This window comes from Streptomyces sp. CB03234 (genome assembly GCF_001905885.1).
Lineage (GTDB): Bacteria > Actinomycetota > Actinomycetes > Streptomycetales > Streptomycetaceae > Streptomyces.
In genome coordinates, this window is the sequence record NZ_LIYH01000004.1 from 893,918 (window position 1) to 910,218 (window position 16,301).

The window sequence follows — 16,301 nt, forward strand, 5'->3', positions numbered from 1 at the left end:
ACTCCCTAGACGGCCAGCCAGCGCCTGATGCAGGCGATGAGGTCGTTGGCGTCCACGGGCTTGGTGACGTAGTCGCTCGCTCCCGAGGCAAGGCTCTTCTCCCGGTCTCCCGGCATGGCCTTGGCCGTCACCGCGATGATGGGCAGCGTGGCGTGGGCGGGGTCCTCTCTGATCGCGGCCGTGGCGGCGTAGCCGTCCATTTCGGGCATCATCACGTCCATCAGGACCAGGTCGATCTCGGGGTGCTCCCGCAGTGTCTCGATGCCCCGGCGGCCGTTCTCGGCATGCAGGACCTTGGTGCCGTGCATCTCCAGGATGCCGCTGATGGCGTACAGGTTACGGGCGTCGTCGTCCACCACCAGCACCGTGTGGCCGGCCAGAGTCCCGTCGAGGGGCTGGGAGGGCTGCCGGCGGGTCTCCTCGGGGCGCACCAGGGGGAGTACGTCCCCCGGCTCCTCGGCGGACAGGTGCAGGGCGATCCGCTCGCGCAGCTCGTCAAGGCTGGAGATCAGCTCCAGCGGCCGGCTGTCCGAACGCGTCTGCAGCTGCTCTTCCTGAGTCGGCTCCAGGCGGCGACTGTTGTGCGCGAGGACGGGCACGGTCGTCACCGCCGCGTCACCGTCCATGGCATCGAGGAACCGCAGCGCCTCGTCCTTGGGCATGTCGAGTTCCAGGACGACGCAGTGGAACGGACCGGCGGCGAGACTTTCGGCTGCCTCTTGGGCGCCCACGGCGGTGATGACCTCGATGTCCGCCATGTGCTTGGGAAGGTTCTGGTTCCCGGACAGGTCGGCGACCGCGCTCTCGGCCACCAGGGACAGCAGACCGCGAGTGCGTTCCTCGACGACCAGCAGTCGACGCTTCTGCCGGGGCGCCGGCGCCTGGCGGGGCGCCGCCTGGCTGCCTCCCTCGGTAGCGGCTCCTTCGCGCGTGGCTGCCTGTGCGGCTGCTCCGGCGGCATGCCCCTCCCAGTCGGCCCGCTCGACCGGCAGATAGAGAGTGAACGTACTGCCCTGCCCGTGACTGCTCTGGGCGGTCACCGCACCGCCCAGCAGATGGGCGATCTCCCGGCTGATGGACAGCCCCAGACCGGTGCCCCCGTACTTGCGGCTGGTGGTGCCGTCCGCCTGCTGGAAGGCACCGAAGATCGCTTCCAGCTGCTGCTCGGCGATACCGATACCCGTGTCCTTGACGCGGAACGCCAGCACCGCCCCACCCCGGTTCACGGCTGGCGGAAGCTCATGCTCCGCGGCCACCTCGATGCGCAGCTCCACGCTGCCGCGCTCGGTGAACTTGACCGCGTTGGACAGCAGGTTGCGCAGCACCTGCCGCAGCCGGGAATCGTCGGTCAGCAGGTCGGCCGGGACGCCGGGGGCGGCGCTGATCGTGAACTCCAGGCTCTTCTGTGTCGTCATCGGCCGGAACGTGGCCTCGACGTACTCGAGCAGCTGGCGCAGCGGAACCCGCTCGGGGTTGAGATCCATCTTCCCGGCCTCGACCTTGGACAGGTCCAGGATGTCATTGATCAGCTGCATCAGATCCGACCCGGCCGAATGGATGATGCCCGCGTACTCCACCTGCTTCGGGGTCAGGTTGCGCGTGGGGTTCTGTGCCAGCAACTGCGCCAGGATGAGCAGACTGTTCAGCGGCGTACGCAGCTCATGGCTCATGTTGGCCAGGAACTCCGACTTGTACTTGGACGCCAGCGCCAGCTGCTGAGCCCTGGCTTCCAGCTCCTGCCGAGCCTGCTCGATCTCCAGGTTCTTGGTCTCGATGTCCTGGTTCTGCGCGGCCAGCAGCGCGGCCTTCTCCTCCAGCTCGGCGTTGGAACGCTGCAGCTCGTCCTGTTGCACCTGCAGCTCCTCCGACCGGACCTGGAGCTCCGCCGTCAGCCGCTGCGACTCGTCCAGCAGCTCGTCGGTGCGGGCACTGGCGACGATCGTGTTGACGTTGACGCCCAGCGTTTCCATCAACTGCTCGAGGAAGTCCCGGTGCACCGGGGTGAAGGGCGTGAACGACGCCAGCTCGATCACGCCCAGGACCTGGTCCTCGACCACGATCGGCAGCACGATCAGGCTGCCCGGTGCGGACTGGCCGAGCCCGGACGAGATACTGACGTAACCCGCGGGCACGCCCTCCGCGCTGATGGCCCGACGGCTGCGCGCGGCCTGGCCCACCAAGGACTCACCCAGCTTGAAGCGGGCGTGCCCGGTGAAGTCCGCCGGACGGCCGTAGGAGCCGACCAAGGTGAGTTCGGTGCCGTCGGGTGCCTCTTCGGCCAGGTAGAAGGCCCCGTACTGGGCCGACACCAGCGGAGTCAGTTCGTCCATCACCAACTCCGCGACCACAGCGAGGTCACGGTGCCCCTGCATCAGGCCGGAGATCCGTGCCAGGTTGGACTTCAGCCAGTCCTGCTCCTGGTTGGCCCGGGTCGTCTCACGCAGCGACTCCACCATGGAGTTGATGTTGTCCTTGAGTTCGGCGACCTCACCCGAGGCGTCGACCGTGATGGAGCGGGTCAGATCGCCCTCGGCCACCGCGCTCGCGACCTCGGCGATGGCACGTACCTGCTGGGTCAGGTTCCCGGCGAGCTCGTTGACGTTCTCCGTCAGGCGCTTCCATGTCCCGGAGACGCCTTCGACCTCGGCCTGGCCGCCCAGCCGGCCCTCGCTGCCCACTTCGCGGGCGACGCGGGTGACCTCGGCGGCGAAGGCGGAGAGCTGGTCGACCATCGTGTTGATCGTGGTCTTCAGCTCCAGGATCTCGCCCCGGGCGTCCACGTCGATCTTCTTCGACAGGTCACCGTTGGCGACGGCGGTGGTGACGAGGGCGATGTTGCGTACCTGACCGGTCAGGTTGTTCGCCATCGAGTTGACGTTGTCGGTCAGGTCCTTCCAGGTGCCGGCCACGTTGGGGACCCGGGCCTGGCCACCGAGGATGCCCTCCGTGCCCACCTCGCGCGCCACGCGCGTGACCTCGTCGGCGAACGCCGAAAGCGTGTCGACCATGGTGTTGATCACGCCCGCGAGCGCCGCGACCTCACCCTTCGCCTCAACCGTGATCTTCTGGGACAGGTCGCCCCTCGCCACCGCCGTGGCCACCTGCGCGATCGAACGGACCTGACCCGTCAGGTTGGACGCCATCACATTGACGTTGTCCGTCAAGTCCTTCCAGGTGCCCGACACCCCACGGACCGTGGCTTGCCCACCGAGATTGCCCTCGGTGCCCACCTCTCGGGCGACGCGGGTGACCTCGTCGGCGAAGCCGGAGAGCTGGTCGACCATCGTGTTGATGGTCTCCTTCAGCTCCAGGATCTCGCCCCGGGCGTCGACCCGGATCTTCTGCGACAGATCGCCCTGGGCGACCGCGGTGGTGACTTCGGCGATCGAACGCACCTGGGCCGTCAGGTTGTCGGCCATCACATTGACCGACTCGGTGAGGTCCTTCCACGTACCCGAGACACCCTTGACGTCGGCCTGCCCGCCGAGCCGGCCCTCGGTGCCGACCTCTCGGGCGACGCGGGTGACTTCGTCGGCGAAGGCGGAGAGCTGGTCGACCATCGTGTTGATGGTCTCCTTCAGCTCCAGAATCTCGCCCCTGGCCGTGACCGTGATCTTCTGGGACAGGTCTCCCTTGGCCACGGCTGTGGCCACCTGCGCGATGGAGCGGACCTGGGCGGTGAGGTTGCCGGCCATGAAGTTCACCGAGTCGGTCAGATCCCGCCAGGTGCCGGAGACGCCCTTGACGTCGGCCTGGCCGCCGAGGATTCCCTCGGTGCCCACTTCGCGCGCCATACGGGTGACTTCGTCGGCGAACGAGGAGAGCTGGCCGACCATGGTGTTGATGGTGTTCTTCAGCTCCAGGATCTCGCCGCGCGCGTTGACGGTGATCTTCTGGGACAGGTCTCCCTTGGCCACGGCCGTCGTCACTTGCGCGATGTTGCGGACCTGGTCGGTGAGGTTGCCGGCCATGAAGTTCACCGAGTCGGTCAGATCCCGCCAGACGCCGCCGACACCGGGTACCTGGGCCTGACCGCCCAGCCGGCCTTCGCTGCCGACCTCACGGGCGACACGGGTGACTTCGTCGGCGAAGGCGGAGAGCTGGTCGACCATCGTGTTGACGGTCTCCTTCAGCTCCAGGATCTCGCCGCGCGCGTCCACGTCGATCTTCTGGGACAGGTCCCCCTTGGCCACGGCCGTGGCGACCTGGGCGATGTCCCGGACCTGGGTCGTGAGGTTGCCCGCCATGGCGTTCACCGAGTCGGTGAGGTCCGCCCACGTGCCGGAGACGCCGGGGACCACGGCCTGCCCGCCCAATGTGCCCTCGGTGCCGACCTCGCGTGCCACCCGGGTCACCTCGGAGGTGAACAACGACAACTGGTCCACCATGCCGTTGAAGACGGTGGCGATCTCACCGATCAGCCCGTCTTCCTCGTCGGGGAGCCGGGTCCCGAAGTCACCGTCGCGTACCGCCGTGAGACCGGCGAGCAACTGCCGCAGCTCCGACTCGCCCACCTTGCCGCCCCCGGCGCCACGGCCGGGCCGCGACCGCGGCACCGAACGCGAAGCCTCGACCGCCGTCTCAGCCATGACCGACCTCGTTCCACTCAGATGCCACGACGAAAAGACCGAGCAGACGCACACCCGGAGTGGGCGGCCCCCTGCAATTCTTTCGACACTTAACCGTTGCCGTATGACAAATACGCTGAAGGCTAACCCACGCGGCATCACATGGGCAATCGAGCCTCGGAGCACGATGCGCGCGTGCTGGCCGAATCCCGACATCCCTGGAAGGGGCAGCCATTCCCGTGCGCCGAGACCTCTGGTACAGCCGTATCGACCCGGCACCTGGACACGGATTCGAGCTGTCACCCGGAGCAGGGAGCATGAGTGTCCGTAACACTGACGGACCCCGCCGTGACGGGGGAGGCACGGCGGGGTCCTGGCGCTCGTATGCCCGTCCGGCCGCGGCTCCACACCTGCGCCCGTTCACCTGCGGGTCCGGTGCTCAGGAGCTGGGCGCGCGGGTGCGGCGGACAGCCAGGGCGAGCGTGTCGTCGGGGTGCAGGACGTGGGTGAGTATGTCCGCGGCGATGTCCGCGGGGATGCGATCGGTGGGCTTGTGGCGGTGTCGCTGGGCGGACTGAAGGAGGAGCCGATCTCCTTCAGGAGGGTCACGGCGGTTCTCGGTGAGGCCATCGGTGTAGAGGATCAGCAAGTCCTCATGCTGCAGGGTCGTGCTGAGGACGCGCTCGCTGCCCGGCTTGGGGTAACCGATGCCGCGGCCGCGGACTTCGAGGTAGGTGCCCGTTCCGTCAGGGCGGATGAGGAGGGCAGGCGGGTGGCTGCCGTTGGCCAGTCTCAGCTCGCCGTTCGCGGGGTCGAGCCTTGCCAGCAGGACGGTGGCCACTCACGCTGGTGTCGAAGGGCGCCAGGACCTGGTCCGTACGCCGCAATATCGTTTCGAGCGGGTGGCCTTCGAGCGCCAGGGTCCGCACGGCATGCGTCACGGTCAGGGCGGTGCCCGTACTGGTGACGCCGTGCCCCAGCGCGTCCACGATGGTGATGTGGACCGTTCCATCGGGCAGGGTGAACCAGTCGTACAGGTCCGCTCCGGTGGATCGTCGTCACTGGCGGGGGCGTAGTGAACGGCGAGCTCGACGCCATCCACGGTGAGAGGCCGGGGCCGCAGCGCGTCCTCCAGGGCGCGCAGAGTCCGCCGGTGTGCCGTGCGTAGCTGTTCGTCGCGTTCTTCGAGCTGTACGTAGAGGGCCAGCACCCCGCTGTTGGTCTCCGCGAGTTCGTGTTCGAGCCGACGGCGTTCCTCGGCGAGGGCGTCGCCGCGGGCAAGTGCCGCGCGCAGCTCTTCTTCCACGAGGGCGTGGTCGACGTCACTTGCTGCGGAGGGTGCCGTGGCGGGATAGCCTGCGGCGTTCCTCGTCAGCGGAGTGCCGGGTGATGGCAGCACGATCCGCGCAGGCCGGTCGGTGGTCGGGTGGATGGGCAGATGCCACACCATGGAGCCGTCGGGAGCAGTGTGGCCGGGCAGTGGCAGTCGCCGCGGGTCCAGCGTGGTTCTCATACCCAGATGGGGGAAGCGGAGGGTGATGATCAGGTGCTCGGCGCCGGTGTCGCCCGGCCGGCAGTCGGTGGTGAGGGTGACGAGCCGCCCGCGGCCCAGTGGAGCTGCGGCCACTTCGCTGAGGGTGAGGACGAGGCGGGCACGTTGTCGGCGGTGAGGTGATGCGAGAGGGCGATGGTCCGTGCCGTGCGCCGAAGAGCGGTCAGGGTACGGAAGGTGTCGCGAGACATGTCACCCCTTGTGAGGAGCCGAATGCGAGGGCGGTGGCGTCATCGCGGCGTCGGCGGTGGCTGTGGAGCAGTGAGGCGACCATCAGTGATGGTGGAAGACGCAGGTATGCGGGGGACGCGTCCCATGTCCACTTGTGGTCGACACCATCGGTGTGCACGAGTGCGACGGAGTCGCGGCCGTGCCATTGCAGAGTCCGGGTGCGTGGCGTCGGCATGTTGTATCCGACTGTCCCCGGCTGGCCGGTGAGTTGTTGCTGGACACCCTGGGGCGAGAGTGCCAGGGCGCGGATGTTGCCGATGCCGCAGTACTCAGCGCGATCGCCGTGCACGCGGACAGCCGCTGCCGCGGCGCCACGGGTGTGCCGCAGCGCCCTGTCGATGGCGGTCAGGATCTCCGCGAGGCCGTGGTCGGCGAGGGGGCGGAAGGTCCGTACCGCCCGCTGGACAGCCATGGCGGCTTCGGGGCCGTGTCCCAGCCCGTCGAGGACGAGTCCGGTCCATGCCCTTCCGTGGCCGACCACGGCGTAGCTGTCGCCGCACTGCCGCTGCCCGGATGCGGGCAGGCACAACGCGCCTACCGCCGCGGGCGGTTGCCGAGTCAGTCGGGGGTCGGCGATCCAGGCGTGTGCCAGGGTGCCGTACTCGGCTTCGGAGCGAATGGTGAAGTCGGTGGCGATGCGGCGTACCGCTCCCAGGCCGGCGCCCAGGGTGTTGGTGGTGCTGTATCCGTCGGTGAAGCTCAGGCCGATGTCGGCGATGCCCGGCCCGTGGTCCACGCCGATGATGTCCATGCCGCTGCCGGCGGCGGCCGGTTGGAGGTAGATGGCTCCGTTGCGCGCATGCTTGTCGATGTTGCTGGCGAGTTCGCTGGCGAGTACCGCTGCCCGGTCCGGCAGCGCGCCGGGCAGGCTGCAGGCCCGTGCGACGTCCCGGGCCTGGGCCGCGGCGACGTGGACGGCGCTGTGGTGGTCGATGGGGATGTGGAGAGTCGGCATCCCCGGGGCAGGGGTCATGGGCGCGAGTTCCAGCGCACCGCGACGATGGTGGTTCCCTGTCCCGGAGCGGTCCGGACGTGGAATTCGTCCATGAGACGGCGAGCGCCGCCCAGTCCGTGGCCGAGACCGGATCCGGTGGTGAATCCGTCGACGAAGGCCGTGTCGAGGTCGGGGATTCCGGGCCCACGATCGGATACCGACAGCTGCAGCCCGATCCGGCCGGCTCGCCGAATGGTCTCGAACTCGAAGGTCCCCCCCCGTGCCCGTGGATGTAGGCGTTGCGCGCGAGTTCACTGGCGGCGGTGACGATCCGTGTCTGGTCCACCAGGCCGAAGCCGGCGCGCAGCGTGGCGGCCCGCACGGCGTGACGTAGGGCCAGCAGGTCTTCCTCGGAAGCCAGGGGCTGGGCAGTGACGGTGTCGCCGGGCTCCGGCCCGGTGGCAGGGGAGGTGGAGGGCAGGGTGTGCGGCGTTTTGTCGAGGTCACCATGGGGGAGCATCGGCAGCCCCTTCCTGAGGCCTGCGAGCTCGGTACCAGCCGAGCGCGGTCATGCCTTGCTCGGCGTTGAGGGCGGTCTCGACCCCGGTAAGGCTCAGGCCGAGTTCCACCAGCGTGATGGACACGGCGGGACGCATGCCCGCCACCACCACCCGTGCCCCCAGGAGGCGGGCGGTGGTCGTCAGTTCCATGAGGGTGCGCGCGACGAAGGAGTCGATGAGTTCCAGCCGCGAGATGTCGATCAGAACGCCGCGTGCGCGGTCGGCGACGATGCGCTGGGTCAGTTCATCGGTGAAGGCTATGGCGGACTTGTCGTCGAGTTCGTTGAGCAGGCCCGTCACCAGGACATCGCCCAGGCGCAGGATGGGTACGCCGGCGCCGGCGGGGGCGGTCACCGGATCGCCGTGGAGCCGGCCCGCTGGGCGGGCTGCTCGGTCAGGGTCATCGCGGCGGCCAGCGCGTCGGCGAGTGTCGCGCGGGTCAGGATGGGGGACAGGTCGATGCCCAGCTGGGCGATGATCTGGGCGATCGGCGGACGGATGCCGCTGATCAAGCAGTCCGCCCCCATGAGGCGTACCGCGTTGACCGTCTGCATCAGATGGTGGGCCACCGCGGTGTCCACGGTCGGTACACCGGTGATGTCGATGATGGCCACCTGGGCCTCGTCCCGCTGGATCGCCTCCAGGAGGTTCTCCATGACGACCTGGGTGCGGGTGGTGTCGAGCGTGCCGATGAGGGGCACCGCCAGGACCTTGTCCCACAGGCGCACCACGGGGGTGGACACCTCGAGCAGTTGCCTGCTCTGCCGCCGGATGATCTCCTCGCGCCCCTCCACGTACGTCTCGAAGCACAGGGCGCCGGCAGCGTCCAGAAGCCGGTTGACCAGCAGTGCCGCCGCGTAGAGAGTGCCGGCCTCGCGGGTGAGGTACTGCACCGCCTCGAGCAGCGCCTCCTTCAGCGCCAGCACGGCCAGGGACGTCGCCGTAGGCGTGGCCCCGCCCCGTGCGCGCCGCAGGGACAGCTCGACGATCGCCTGGTGCAACACCGGCTGGGTGGCCACCACACGTTCTGCCGGCTGTTCGCTCTCCAGGCCGGAACGCAGCGCATCGACCAGTACGTCGGCCTCCTCCCGCAGCTCGGCCTCGGTCATCCCGTTTCCGAGGACCGCCTGCTCCAACTGCAGCTGCACCCAGCGATCGGCCACCTTCTCGGACTGTTCCCGCAAGGCTGCGAGGACATGGATGCGAGCCTCTGGCTCACTGGCGTTCATTTCCATCCACCTTCGCAATAGTTGTCGCGCGGCAAATGTACATCGAGCCCGATGGCCGCCGAAACCCGCGGAGAGCACGTATGCCGCAGTCGATGCCGGGCACCAGCAGGGAAACAAACAGGCAGGAACCCACCCGAGCGGTAAATGAGAGACAGCGACGCACAGGCACCCGGGACAGGGGCGCAGGGGACCGGAGCGGCACCCCGGCCCGACGCGGACGCGGTGAAGGCGGCAGCCGCGCTGGTCGCGCTGTGGGAGTATGCGGACCTGCACGCTCCCGGCCCCGTCCCCTACCTCACGCTGCGGGCCCTGGCGGCAGTGGAGAGATCGGCGACGCTGGGGCTCACCGAGCTGGGGAGGGCATTGGACATCACGCCGGCGTCAGCCAGCCGCCTGTGCGGGCGCCTGGAGGGCGCGGGGCTGCTGGCCCGGCGCTCCCACGCCGGTGACCGGCGCCGGGCGCTGCTGGCGCTGACCCCGGCGGGCGCGGAAGCGGTGGAGGAGATGCGGGCGCGTTTCGCGGGCGCCATCGCCGCAGCCCTGCCGCAGTCCGCAGGCCAGATACAAGCGGTCAAGGAGGCGTGTGACATCGCGCGGGAGCGGCTGCGCGGGGCGGTGACCGGGCGCGCAGACCCCTAGAGCCGGTGGGCGGGCGGGACCTGTCCGTGCGCCGGTTCCCGCCAGTCGCCCAATTCGGTTACCGCAGGGAAACTATTGTCGTTTGACAACTGTACGTCGGAGGAAAGACCCTTACGTAGTGCGGCCCGTCTGCGTGCCCGACCCGCGGTCGCACGCTCGAGAACAAAGGCAGGTGAACCCGTGAAGCGGACGACATGCCGACCGTGCCCGACGGTCAGGCCGACTCCGCTGCGTCACCAGTGGCTTTGGAGGCGGCGTCTTCGACAGCGAGACGGAAGCTGCTCAGGCCGGCCGCGAGCGCTGCGCGCTCTGCGGGTGGCATGGCGGAGATGACGTCGAGCAGCGCGGCTTCACGGCGGCCCCGCAGGTCCCTCAGGTAGCTTTCCCCGCGACTCGACAGGCGCAGCTCTAGCTCCCGCCTGCTGGCCGAGCTGGGAGATCGCTCGACGAAGCCCAGCGCAGCCAGGCGGTCACACATCCGGCTCACCGAGGACGGTGCCGACCCGAGCACCTCGCCAAGAGTGCGCAGATTGATCGGCTGGTCGCGGTCCAGGATGTACAGCACGCGCAGCTGCGAGGACGACACCGGGGCGGGCGACGTCATGTCTCGGCCCTTGCTCCAGAGCACCTCGAGCAGCTCGATGACCTCCCGGGCGGCATATGCGGCAGCATCCCGGTCGGCGCTTGGAGAAGTCTCGGAATGCATGCCCTCAACTGTGACACTTCGCAACGGCCTTGTCAGTCTCTGGGACATAAGAGGCCAGCCGCTCCTTTCGCTCATTCTTCTTGAACAGGTGGTAATCGAACGGTGGACAGATTCTCGGCTGTGGAACGCGCGCTACGCGGAGCCCCTCCCCACGCCCTCTTCGAAGCGGTGCGGGACGCGCTCACCACCCACTACACGGCCGCCTCCGTCGACCTGCTCATGGCCGATTACGCGATGACCATACTGCAACCCGTCAACGCCCTCCCTTACACGGCTGAGCCCGTACCCGTACATGCCAGCGCTCCGGGACGCGCCTTCGGGTCCCAGCACCCCCACGTGGAGAGACCCGCACGCGCCACCGAAGTGATCGCTCACTTCCCCGTCAGCGTGCGAGGGGACCGCATCGGCGTCCTCACCGTCTGCCTCCCCGAGGATCACTACACGCCGCAGACCGAGCGGGAACTGCAGAACATCGCGGAGATCCTCGGCCACGAGATCGTCGTGGCGGAACGCGACACGGACCTCTACCTCCAGGCCCGCCGAGCCAGTCGGCTCACTCTCGCCGCCGAAATGCAGTGGCAGCTGCTGCCCGGCCGCTCCTGCGCACGGCCCGAGTACGAGATCGGGGCACAGCTCGAGCCCGCCTACGCGATCTACGGCGACAACTTCGACTGGTCCGCCTCCGCCGACCACCTCACCCTGACCGTGACCAATGGCATGGGCGAGGGCATCGAGGCCGCTCTCCTCACCAACCTCGCCGTCAACGCACTGCGCAACGCCCGCCGAGCCGGACTTTCACTCACCGACCAGGCCTTCCTCGCCGACCAAGCCATCTACGGCCACTACCACGGAGCCGCCCACCTCTCCGTCCTCCTCCTGAGCTTCGATTTGGAGACAGGAGAGGTGGAGATCGTGGATGCCGGATCGCCGAAGATGTGGCGCCTGCGGCAGGGCAAGGTCGAACCGATCGAACTGGACGCGCAACTTCCGCTCGGCATGTTCGAAGACACCATCTACACGGCTCAGCCGTTCACCGTTCTGCCCGGCGACCGTCTCTTCTTCGTCAGTGACGGCGTCTACGACGTCGCCTCACCGGCCGGCGAACGCTACAGCGAGAGGGCCCTCATCCGTGCCATGACCTCGACCCGCCTGCTTCCTCCCTCGCAGGTGCCCCGCGCGGTGCTCCAAGAGCTTGCCGGACACCGGGGTCCCATCGATGCCGAGGACGACGCCATGGTCGTCTGCCTCGACTGGCATGGCCGTCAGTAACCGTCACTGTTCACCAACCGCGGATGAAACTCGGAGAGGCCCTCGCAGAGCGGGCAGGAAGCGGGCCGATGATGCTGTGGCAACTGGTGGTGGCCGCATACGGCGACCCTGAGGCGGAGGGCCGCGAGAAGATCCTCGCCTGGGGCGCCGCCGAGCTCGCCCATTCCCGATATGGCGGCACGCTCGGCGGTCTGCCGGCCGGCGCCGAGGACGTCATCCGGATCGCTTGGGAAGAGTTCGGCATCCGACTCGACCTCACCACTGCCACCGAGGCCTTGGAAGAGCGGCGTCGGTCCATCTCCGGCTGACCGCGGGAGCAGGGCGCCCCGCACCACCAGGCGGTCACCCAGGGCCCATGTGGCCTGGGTGCCCGCACGCTGCCCGCACGCGTCTTCCGCCTCTACCCGCGGGCGACAGCAGGCAGTGTGTGTCCGCCGGATCTACCACGGCAGAAATGCATGGATCTCCTTCCCGCCTCGCTCCGGCAGGACGCTGACTTCCCGGGCGAGAGCGTGAACGATGTGCCAACCGAGCCCGCCGGCCCCCTGCCCGGGCCTGCAGGGCTGGGGTGCCGGCGGGACAGGGTTGCTGTCCCGAACGGCCACGTGCACTCCGTCGAAAGTGCGTCGCACCCGCAGCGTGAAGGGGCCGGGAGCGTACTGGACGGTGTTGGCCGCCAGTTCCGTGACGACCAGCAGGACGTCGTCATGGCTTTCCGGGGTCATGGGCGGATCCGCGTACGCGAGGGTGTCCAGGAACAGGCCTGCCGCCAGTCGTGCGTCGGTGACATTGCCGATGTCTCCGTCGAAACGTGCGGTGAGACCTTCGGCGACTTCCGGATGAACCGCGCTCCAGCCGTCCCTGAGCGGCCCGGTGGTCATGTCACTCTCCCGTCTCTCGCGGATGATGCGCATGTCCGACAGACGTCTTCTTCTTCCCTGTTGTGGTGGACCTACGCGTATCGGGCACTGGGCTGATGGCGTGCCTCGACAGCCTTCCGCGGCGAACGCGCACCGCTGCACCGAAACAGCCCCTCGGAGGCCGACCACCGCTCGGGGCGGGGCGGGGTCAGCGCTGCCCCGACGCGGTGTCCGCCCCGCGCTCCGCGCAGTGCGGGCAGCGCTCACGGCCGTCCCACGCGGACCAGCCGAAGTCGGTCGGGGTGAGGGCCTGGCCCTCCAACTCCTCGCGGACGGCCTCGCGGTAGGCCCAGACCGCGTCCAGGTAGGGGTGGTAGACGTCGTGGAACGCAGGGGTCGAGATGCCGGCGCCCGCGGCGACCGCCTTTCGCAGGGCGCGGAGGCGTTCGAACATGATCTGGCCCGTGCCCGCGATCCGGGCGCTGGCGTCGAGGAAGAGGCGCTCGCGCACCTCGTAAATGCGGGCGTCCGTCAGCGCCAGGCGGCTTGCTTCCTCCAGGTCGGTCGCCTCCGCGCCGTTCTGCGCGAGGCGGCGCAGTTCGGTGTGGGCCGCGCCCGCCGCCGCGATGAACTCCGTGTAGACGTCCCGGCGGCGCGCCTGTAGGCCGCGGCGGTGTTCCTGGCGTGTGCGCAGGCGGTCGGCCAGCACCGTGCCCGCTATCGCGATCAGACCGCCGCCCAGTGTGGCGACCAGCGTTCCCCACTCCATACCGTGTCCCCCAGTCGGTGTTCCGGAAGGGCGCGAATCAGATGCTTGCAGGCTTCACCCCGCTTTTGCCGATGGCGTCTGCCCGCTCTGTGCCTGCCGGACGGGCTGGACGAGCATGCGGGTGACCGAGTTGAGGATCTTGGCATCGGCGGCGGCCGGACCATCCGTGTTGATGTTCACGCGAGCGAAAACGGAGTCCAGACGCACGTTGATCGAGGTGCTGCAGTCGTTCTCGCTCGAGCAGTGGAGGCCGTGAACGCCGCATCGACGTCCGGGATCTGCGCGGGTCCGATCCGGGCACTCGCCATATTGGACTTCACCATCGTGTACCTCTCGATGGCGTCCGCTCGGGTCTGGAAGGACTGGACACCGAATCCGACGATGCCTTCGAGGTCGGTCGCGGCGTAACCCTGTGTCCCCAGGGCCAGCAGACCCTCCTCGGGGGCAGCCCCCAGGAGACGCAACGTGCCCGATTTCTCCCAGCCCGGAGGCACGTCGCCCACGTCGGGGACCACCGCTTCCACTTGTTCCTTGCCCAGGATTCCGGCGGATCGAGGTGAAGGCGTGCCGTCCCGTGTCGCGTCGCCGGGCTCACCGGCGCCGCTTTTGGATGCGCACCCGAACAGGGCCACCGCCGCTCCCATCAGGCATAAACCCTGGACTGTCGTCTTGGCCCGAAACACTGCTCCCCCTTCGACGGCAAGTGACCGGCCCGACGATCATATGGGCATCTTCGAGTCATACTCATGTGCCGCAACGTGGAGTCACCGCTGTCCGTCTGCCTGCTCCGGAGTGCGGAGCCTGTCGACCCCGGTCGGCGCGGTGAAGCAGGAACCCACGGAGACGGTCGGGCGGACCGTGGTCGCAACCCCCGGCTTCAGGCCGGACAGCGGCGCCGGTCCGTGTCGACGAAGGCATCCCGGGTATCCGCGAACTCAGCCCAGCAGGAGTGCGTCCACCCCGGAGGCCCCATGGACATCGCCCGTTTCGTGCCCACCCTGGCTCTCGCCGCAGCCTTCCTCGTCCTCGCCGTCCTCATCGCCTCCCTGTGCCTGCTGAGTGACCACAGGGAGCGCTGGGCGAGAGCGCGAGCCGCCCAACTCGCCGACCACACACAAGGTGGCAGCGGTTCCGGGGGACTGCTGCGGTCCCGCCGTGCTTCTGGGCCTGGCACGTCCCGGAACGCATGAGGGCCAGGCCGCACCGTGGTGGCGCTCGCCCGGGTACTTCGGCGGTCAACGCCCCGCCCCTGCCACGATCGCGCCCCCAACCGGTGCTTGGAGGCGGCACACGCCGAGCTCGCTGGGTGTCTGTTCGGCGGTACGGGGCACATGGGTGTCACTACTGCAGAAGGGACACCCATGCTCGCCATAGCAGCGGCAGTACTGTTCTTCGTTGCGTTCGTGATCAACGCTGGGGACATCGTGACCAATGATGTCTTCTCACCCACCAACCTCATGCTCATCGGGCTAGGGCTGCTGGCTTTGCACGTGGCCGGCATCGGCAGCGGCTGGGGCGGCCGGGTTCGTGGACGCTGACTCGGCGGGTGCGATGGCGTCGCCACCGCACCCATGGCTGCCGCGGCGGTCCGACGACGTCCTCGTAAACTGGTGCTGAGACCGAAGGAGAGCCAGTCCAGGTGAAGCGTGCCGGGCGGCCGGACGGCGCTCCGGAGCTTGAAGAAGAGCGGTTGGCCATGGACAGAATCGCTGCCGTGGACCTCGCCCTGCGGGCCGGCGCGCCCCACACCCTGCTCGAAATCGTGACAGTCGCTCTGACGGAGCTGTACGGAGCCGAGCGGGTGGAGCTGCGACTGGCTGACTACGGTATGCGGTCACTCCAAGCCGTCGAGTGTGTGCCGTGGGCTACCGAACCAGTGCCGGTTCACGACAGTCCGCAGGGCCGCGCCTTCGGATCACAGGAGCCATATATCGTGCATGAGGGCTCGCCGGGCAAGGTCGACGTCCACCTGCCCGTCACCATCCGGGGCGACCGGATGGGCGTGCTCTCGGTAAGCCTGCCGGAGGACTGCGCCGTGGAGGCCGTGCTGCCCGAGATGCAGCACATCTGTGAGGCACTCGGCCACGAGATCCTGGTTGCCGAGCGCGACACCGACCTCTACGTCCTCGCCAGGCGCGCCGCCCGTCTCACCCTGGCCGCCGAGATGCAATGGCAGCTTCTGCCCGGTCGCGCCTGCTCCCGTACCGAGTTCTCCCTCGGCGCCCACCTGGAGCCCGCCTACGCCATCCTCGGAGACAACTACGACTGGTCCGTCTCCGCCGACCATCTGACCCTGACCATCACCAACGGCATGGGGCAGGGAATGGACGCCGCACTCCTGACCAACCTGGCCGTCAACGCACTTCGCAACGCACGACGCGCCGGCCTCGATCTCGCCGGACAGGCCGCCCTTGCCGACCAAGCCGTTTACGCGCAGTACCAGGGCCGCACCCATGTGTCGGTGCTGCTCCTCCGGTTCGCTCTTGCCACCGGACAGGTCGAGGTGGTCGACGCGGGTTCACCTCGGGGATGGCATATGCGGTCGGGTGCGGTACAGCCGCTCCGCTTCGACGCGCAGTTGCCCCTGGGCATGTGCGAAGACACCGTCTACGTACCGGAGCACTTCACCGTACGAGCCGGTGACCGGCTGCTGTTCGCCAGCGACGGGGTGTATGACGTGCCTTCCTCCACGGGGGAGCGGTATGGACAACGCGCCCTGGCCCGTTCGCTCACCGCCACACGACTGCTGCCCGCGCCTCAGGTCCCAGGCGCCGTACTCCGCGAACTCGCCACGTACCACGGCGAGATGCCCCTGGACGACGACGCACTGGTGGTGTGCCTCGACTGGCACGGCCCTCTGGGCGAGAAGCCCGCGTCCACCGCTGAGCGCGCGGCCGGTGAACGGCCGAGCCCGGTGTAAGCGAACGTCGGCGGCATCGCCACCACACCGCGCCGCCCGCGGCCTGTTCGGCCGGCTGTGCTCG

At 68.7% G+C, this 16,301-nt stretch carries 17 protein-coding genes and 1 pseudogene; 5 read left to right on the plus strand and 13 right to left on the minus strand.

Translation table 11 applies throughout. The features are described 5' to 3' along the window. Nucleotides 1–5: 5 nt before the first annotated feature. From AMK26_RS21065 to AMK26_RS21090, 8 genes and pseudogenes are all read right to left on the minus strand, one after another. Nucleotides 6–4,589, minus strand: a complete 4,584-nt coding sequence (locus AMK26_RS21065) for a HAMP domain-containing protein (protein WP_107420995.1) — start codon at nt 4,587–4,589, stop codon at nt 6–8. A 418-nt stretch (nt 4,590–5,007) separates the two neighbouring features. Beyond that, nucleotides 5,008–5,409 (minus strand): PP2C family protein-serine/threonine phosphatase, encoded by a 402-nt coding sequence (locus tag AMK26_RS38570; protein ID WP_338015585.1) that lies wholly within the window; start codon nt 5,407–5,409, stop codon nt 5,008–5,010. Beyond that, nucleotides 5,315–5,557 carry a SpoIIE family protein phosphatase gene (locus AMK26_RS38575; RefSeq protein ID WP_338015586.1) on the minus strand — a complete coding sequence of 81 codons (243 nt, stop codon included), beginning with the start codon at nt 5,555–5,557 and terminating at the stop codon, nt 5,315–5,317. Before AMK26_RS38575 ends, AMK26_RS38570 begins: the two co-directional genes overlap by 95 nt. Then, nucleotides 5,512–6,195: a hypothetical protein gene (locus AMK26_RS38580; protein ID WP_338015587.1), complete on the minus strand. Its 684-nt coding sequence runs from the start codon at nt 6,193–6,195 to the stop codon at nt 5,512–5,514. Before AMK26_RS38580 ends, AMK26_RS38575 begins: the two co-directional genes overlap by 46 nt. An 88-nt stretch (nt 6,196–6,283) precedes the next feature. Next, entirely contained in the window at nt 6,284–7,324 is a 1,041-nt protein-coding gene (locus tag AMK26_RS21075) for a SpoIIE family protein phosphatase (RefSeq protein WP_073756207.1), read from the minus strand. Then, nucleotides 7,321–7,805, minus strand: a pseudogene (locus tag AMK26_RS21080) (anti-sigma regulatory factor). Before AMK26_RS21080 ends, AMK26_RS21075 begins: the two are co-directional and overlap by 4 nt. Continuing rightward, complete coding sequence (locus AMK26_RS21085) at nt 7,789–8,199, minus strand: STAS domain-containing protein (protein ID WP_073756208.1); 411 nt, start codon at nt 8,197–8,199, stop codon at nt 7,789–7,791. Before AMK26_RS21085 ends, AMK26_RS21080 begins: the two are co-directional and overlap by 17 nt. After that, the gene (locus AMK26_RS21090) at nt 8,196–9,074 is read right to left on the minus strand and encodes an STAS domain-containing protein (RefSeq protein WP_073756209.1); all 879 of its coding nucleotides are present in this window, start codon (nt 9,072–9,074) and stop codon (nt 8,196–8,198) included. Before AMK26_RS21090 ends, AMK26_RS21085 begins: the two co-directional genes overlap by 4 nt. A gap of 144 nt (nt 9,075–9,218) precedes the next feature. Here AMK26_RS21090 and AMK26_RS21095 point away from each other — a divergent pair, with 144 nt between their 5' ends. After that, nucleotides 9,219–9,713 carry a MarR family transcriptional regulator gene (locus tag AMK26_RS21095; RefSeq protein WP_079277716.1) on the plus strand — a complete coding sequence of 165 codons (495 nt, stop codon included), beginning with the start codon at nt 9,219–9,221 and terminating at the stop codon, nt 9,711–9,713. 214 nt (nt 9,714–9,927) lie between these two features. Here the strand turns inward: AMK26_RS21095 and AMK26_RS21100 are convergent, their stop codons facing one another. Then, complete coding sequence (locus AMK26_RS21100) at nt 9,928–10,419, minus strand: MarR family winged helix-turn-helix transcriptional regulator (RefSeq protein ID WP_073756333.1); 492 nt, start codon at nt 10,417–10,419, stop codon at nt 9,928–9,930. A gap of 102 nt (nt 10,420–10,521) precedes the next feature. Here AMK26_RS21100 and AMK26_RS21105 point away from each other — a divergent pair, with 102 nt between their 5' ends. Both AMK26_RS21105 and AMK26_RS21110 read left to right on the plus strand, forming a co-directional pair. Beyond that, complete coding sequence (locus AMK26_RS21105) at nt 10,522–11,688, plus strand: PP2C family protein-serine/threonine phosphatase (RefSeq protein WP_073756211.1); 1,167 nt, start codon at nt 10,522–10,524, stop codon at nt 11,686–11,688. A gap of 23 nt (nt 11,689–11,711) precedes the next feature. Next, nucleotides 11,712–11,996, plus strand: coding sequence for a hypothetical protein (locus AMK26_RS21110; RefSeq protein ID WP_143608575.1), 285 nt, complete (start codon nt 11,712–11,714; stop codon nt 11,994–11,996). A gap of 132 nt (nt 11,997–12,128) precedes the next feature. Here AMK26_RS21110 and AMK26_RS21115 read toward each other — a convergent pair whose 3' ends face one another. From AMK26_RS21115 to AMK26_RS21125, 4 genes are all read right to left on the minus strand, one after another. Further along, a complete protein-coding gene (locus AMK26_RS21115) occupies nt 12,129–12,569 on the minus strand; it encodes an ATP-binding protein (RefSeq protein ID WP_079277739.1) in 441 nt (146 codons plus the stop codon). Nucleotides 12,570–12,756: 187 nt separating this feature from the next. After that, nucleotides 12,757–13,317: a CchlQ gene (locus AMK26_RS21120; protein WP_073756213.1), complete on the minus strand. Its 561-nt coding sequence runs from the start codon at nt 13,315–13,317 to the stop codon at nt 12,757–12,759. A gap of 54 nt (nt 13,318–13,371) precedes the next feature. After that, nucleotides 13,372–13,497, minus strand: coding sequence for a hypothetical protein (locus tag AMK26_RS38400; protein ID WP_274536122.1), 126 nt, complete (start codon nt 13,495–13,497; stop codon nt 13,372–13,374). Next, entirely contained in the window at nt 13,494–13,949 is a 456-nt protein-coding gene (locus AMK26_RS21125) for a hypothetical protein (RefSeq protein WP_143608577.1), read from the minus strand. The genes AMK26_RS38400 and AMK26_RS21125 overlap by 4 nt, the downstream gene beginning before the upstream one ends. Before the next feature lie 729 nt (nt 13,950–14,678). On the opposite strand from AMK26_RS21125, the gene AMK26_RS37360 reads away from it, so the two are divergent. Next, nucleotides 14,679–14,855 (plus strand): hypothetical protein, encoded by a 177-nt coding sequence (locus AMK26_RS37360; protein ID WP_198944124.1) that lies wholly within the window; start codon nt 14,679–14,681, stop codon nt 14,853–14,855. A gap of 158 nt (nt 14,856–15,013) precedes the next feature. Then, nucleotides 15,014–16,237 carry a PP2C family protein-serine/threonine phosphatase gene (locus tag AMK26_RS21130; protein ID WP_073756215.1) on the plus strand — a complete coding sequence of 408 codons (1,224 nt, stop codon included), beginning with the start codon at nt 15,014–15,016 and terminating at the stop codon, nt 16,235–16,237. Nucleotides 16,238–16,301: the final 64 nt, after the last annotated feature.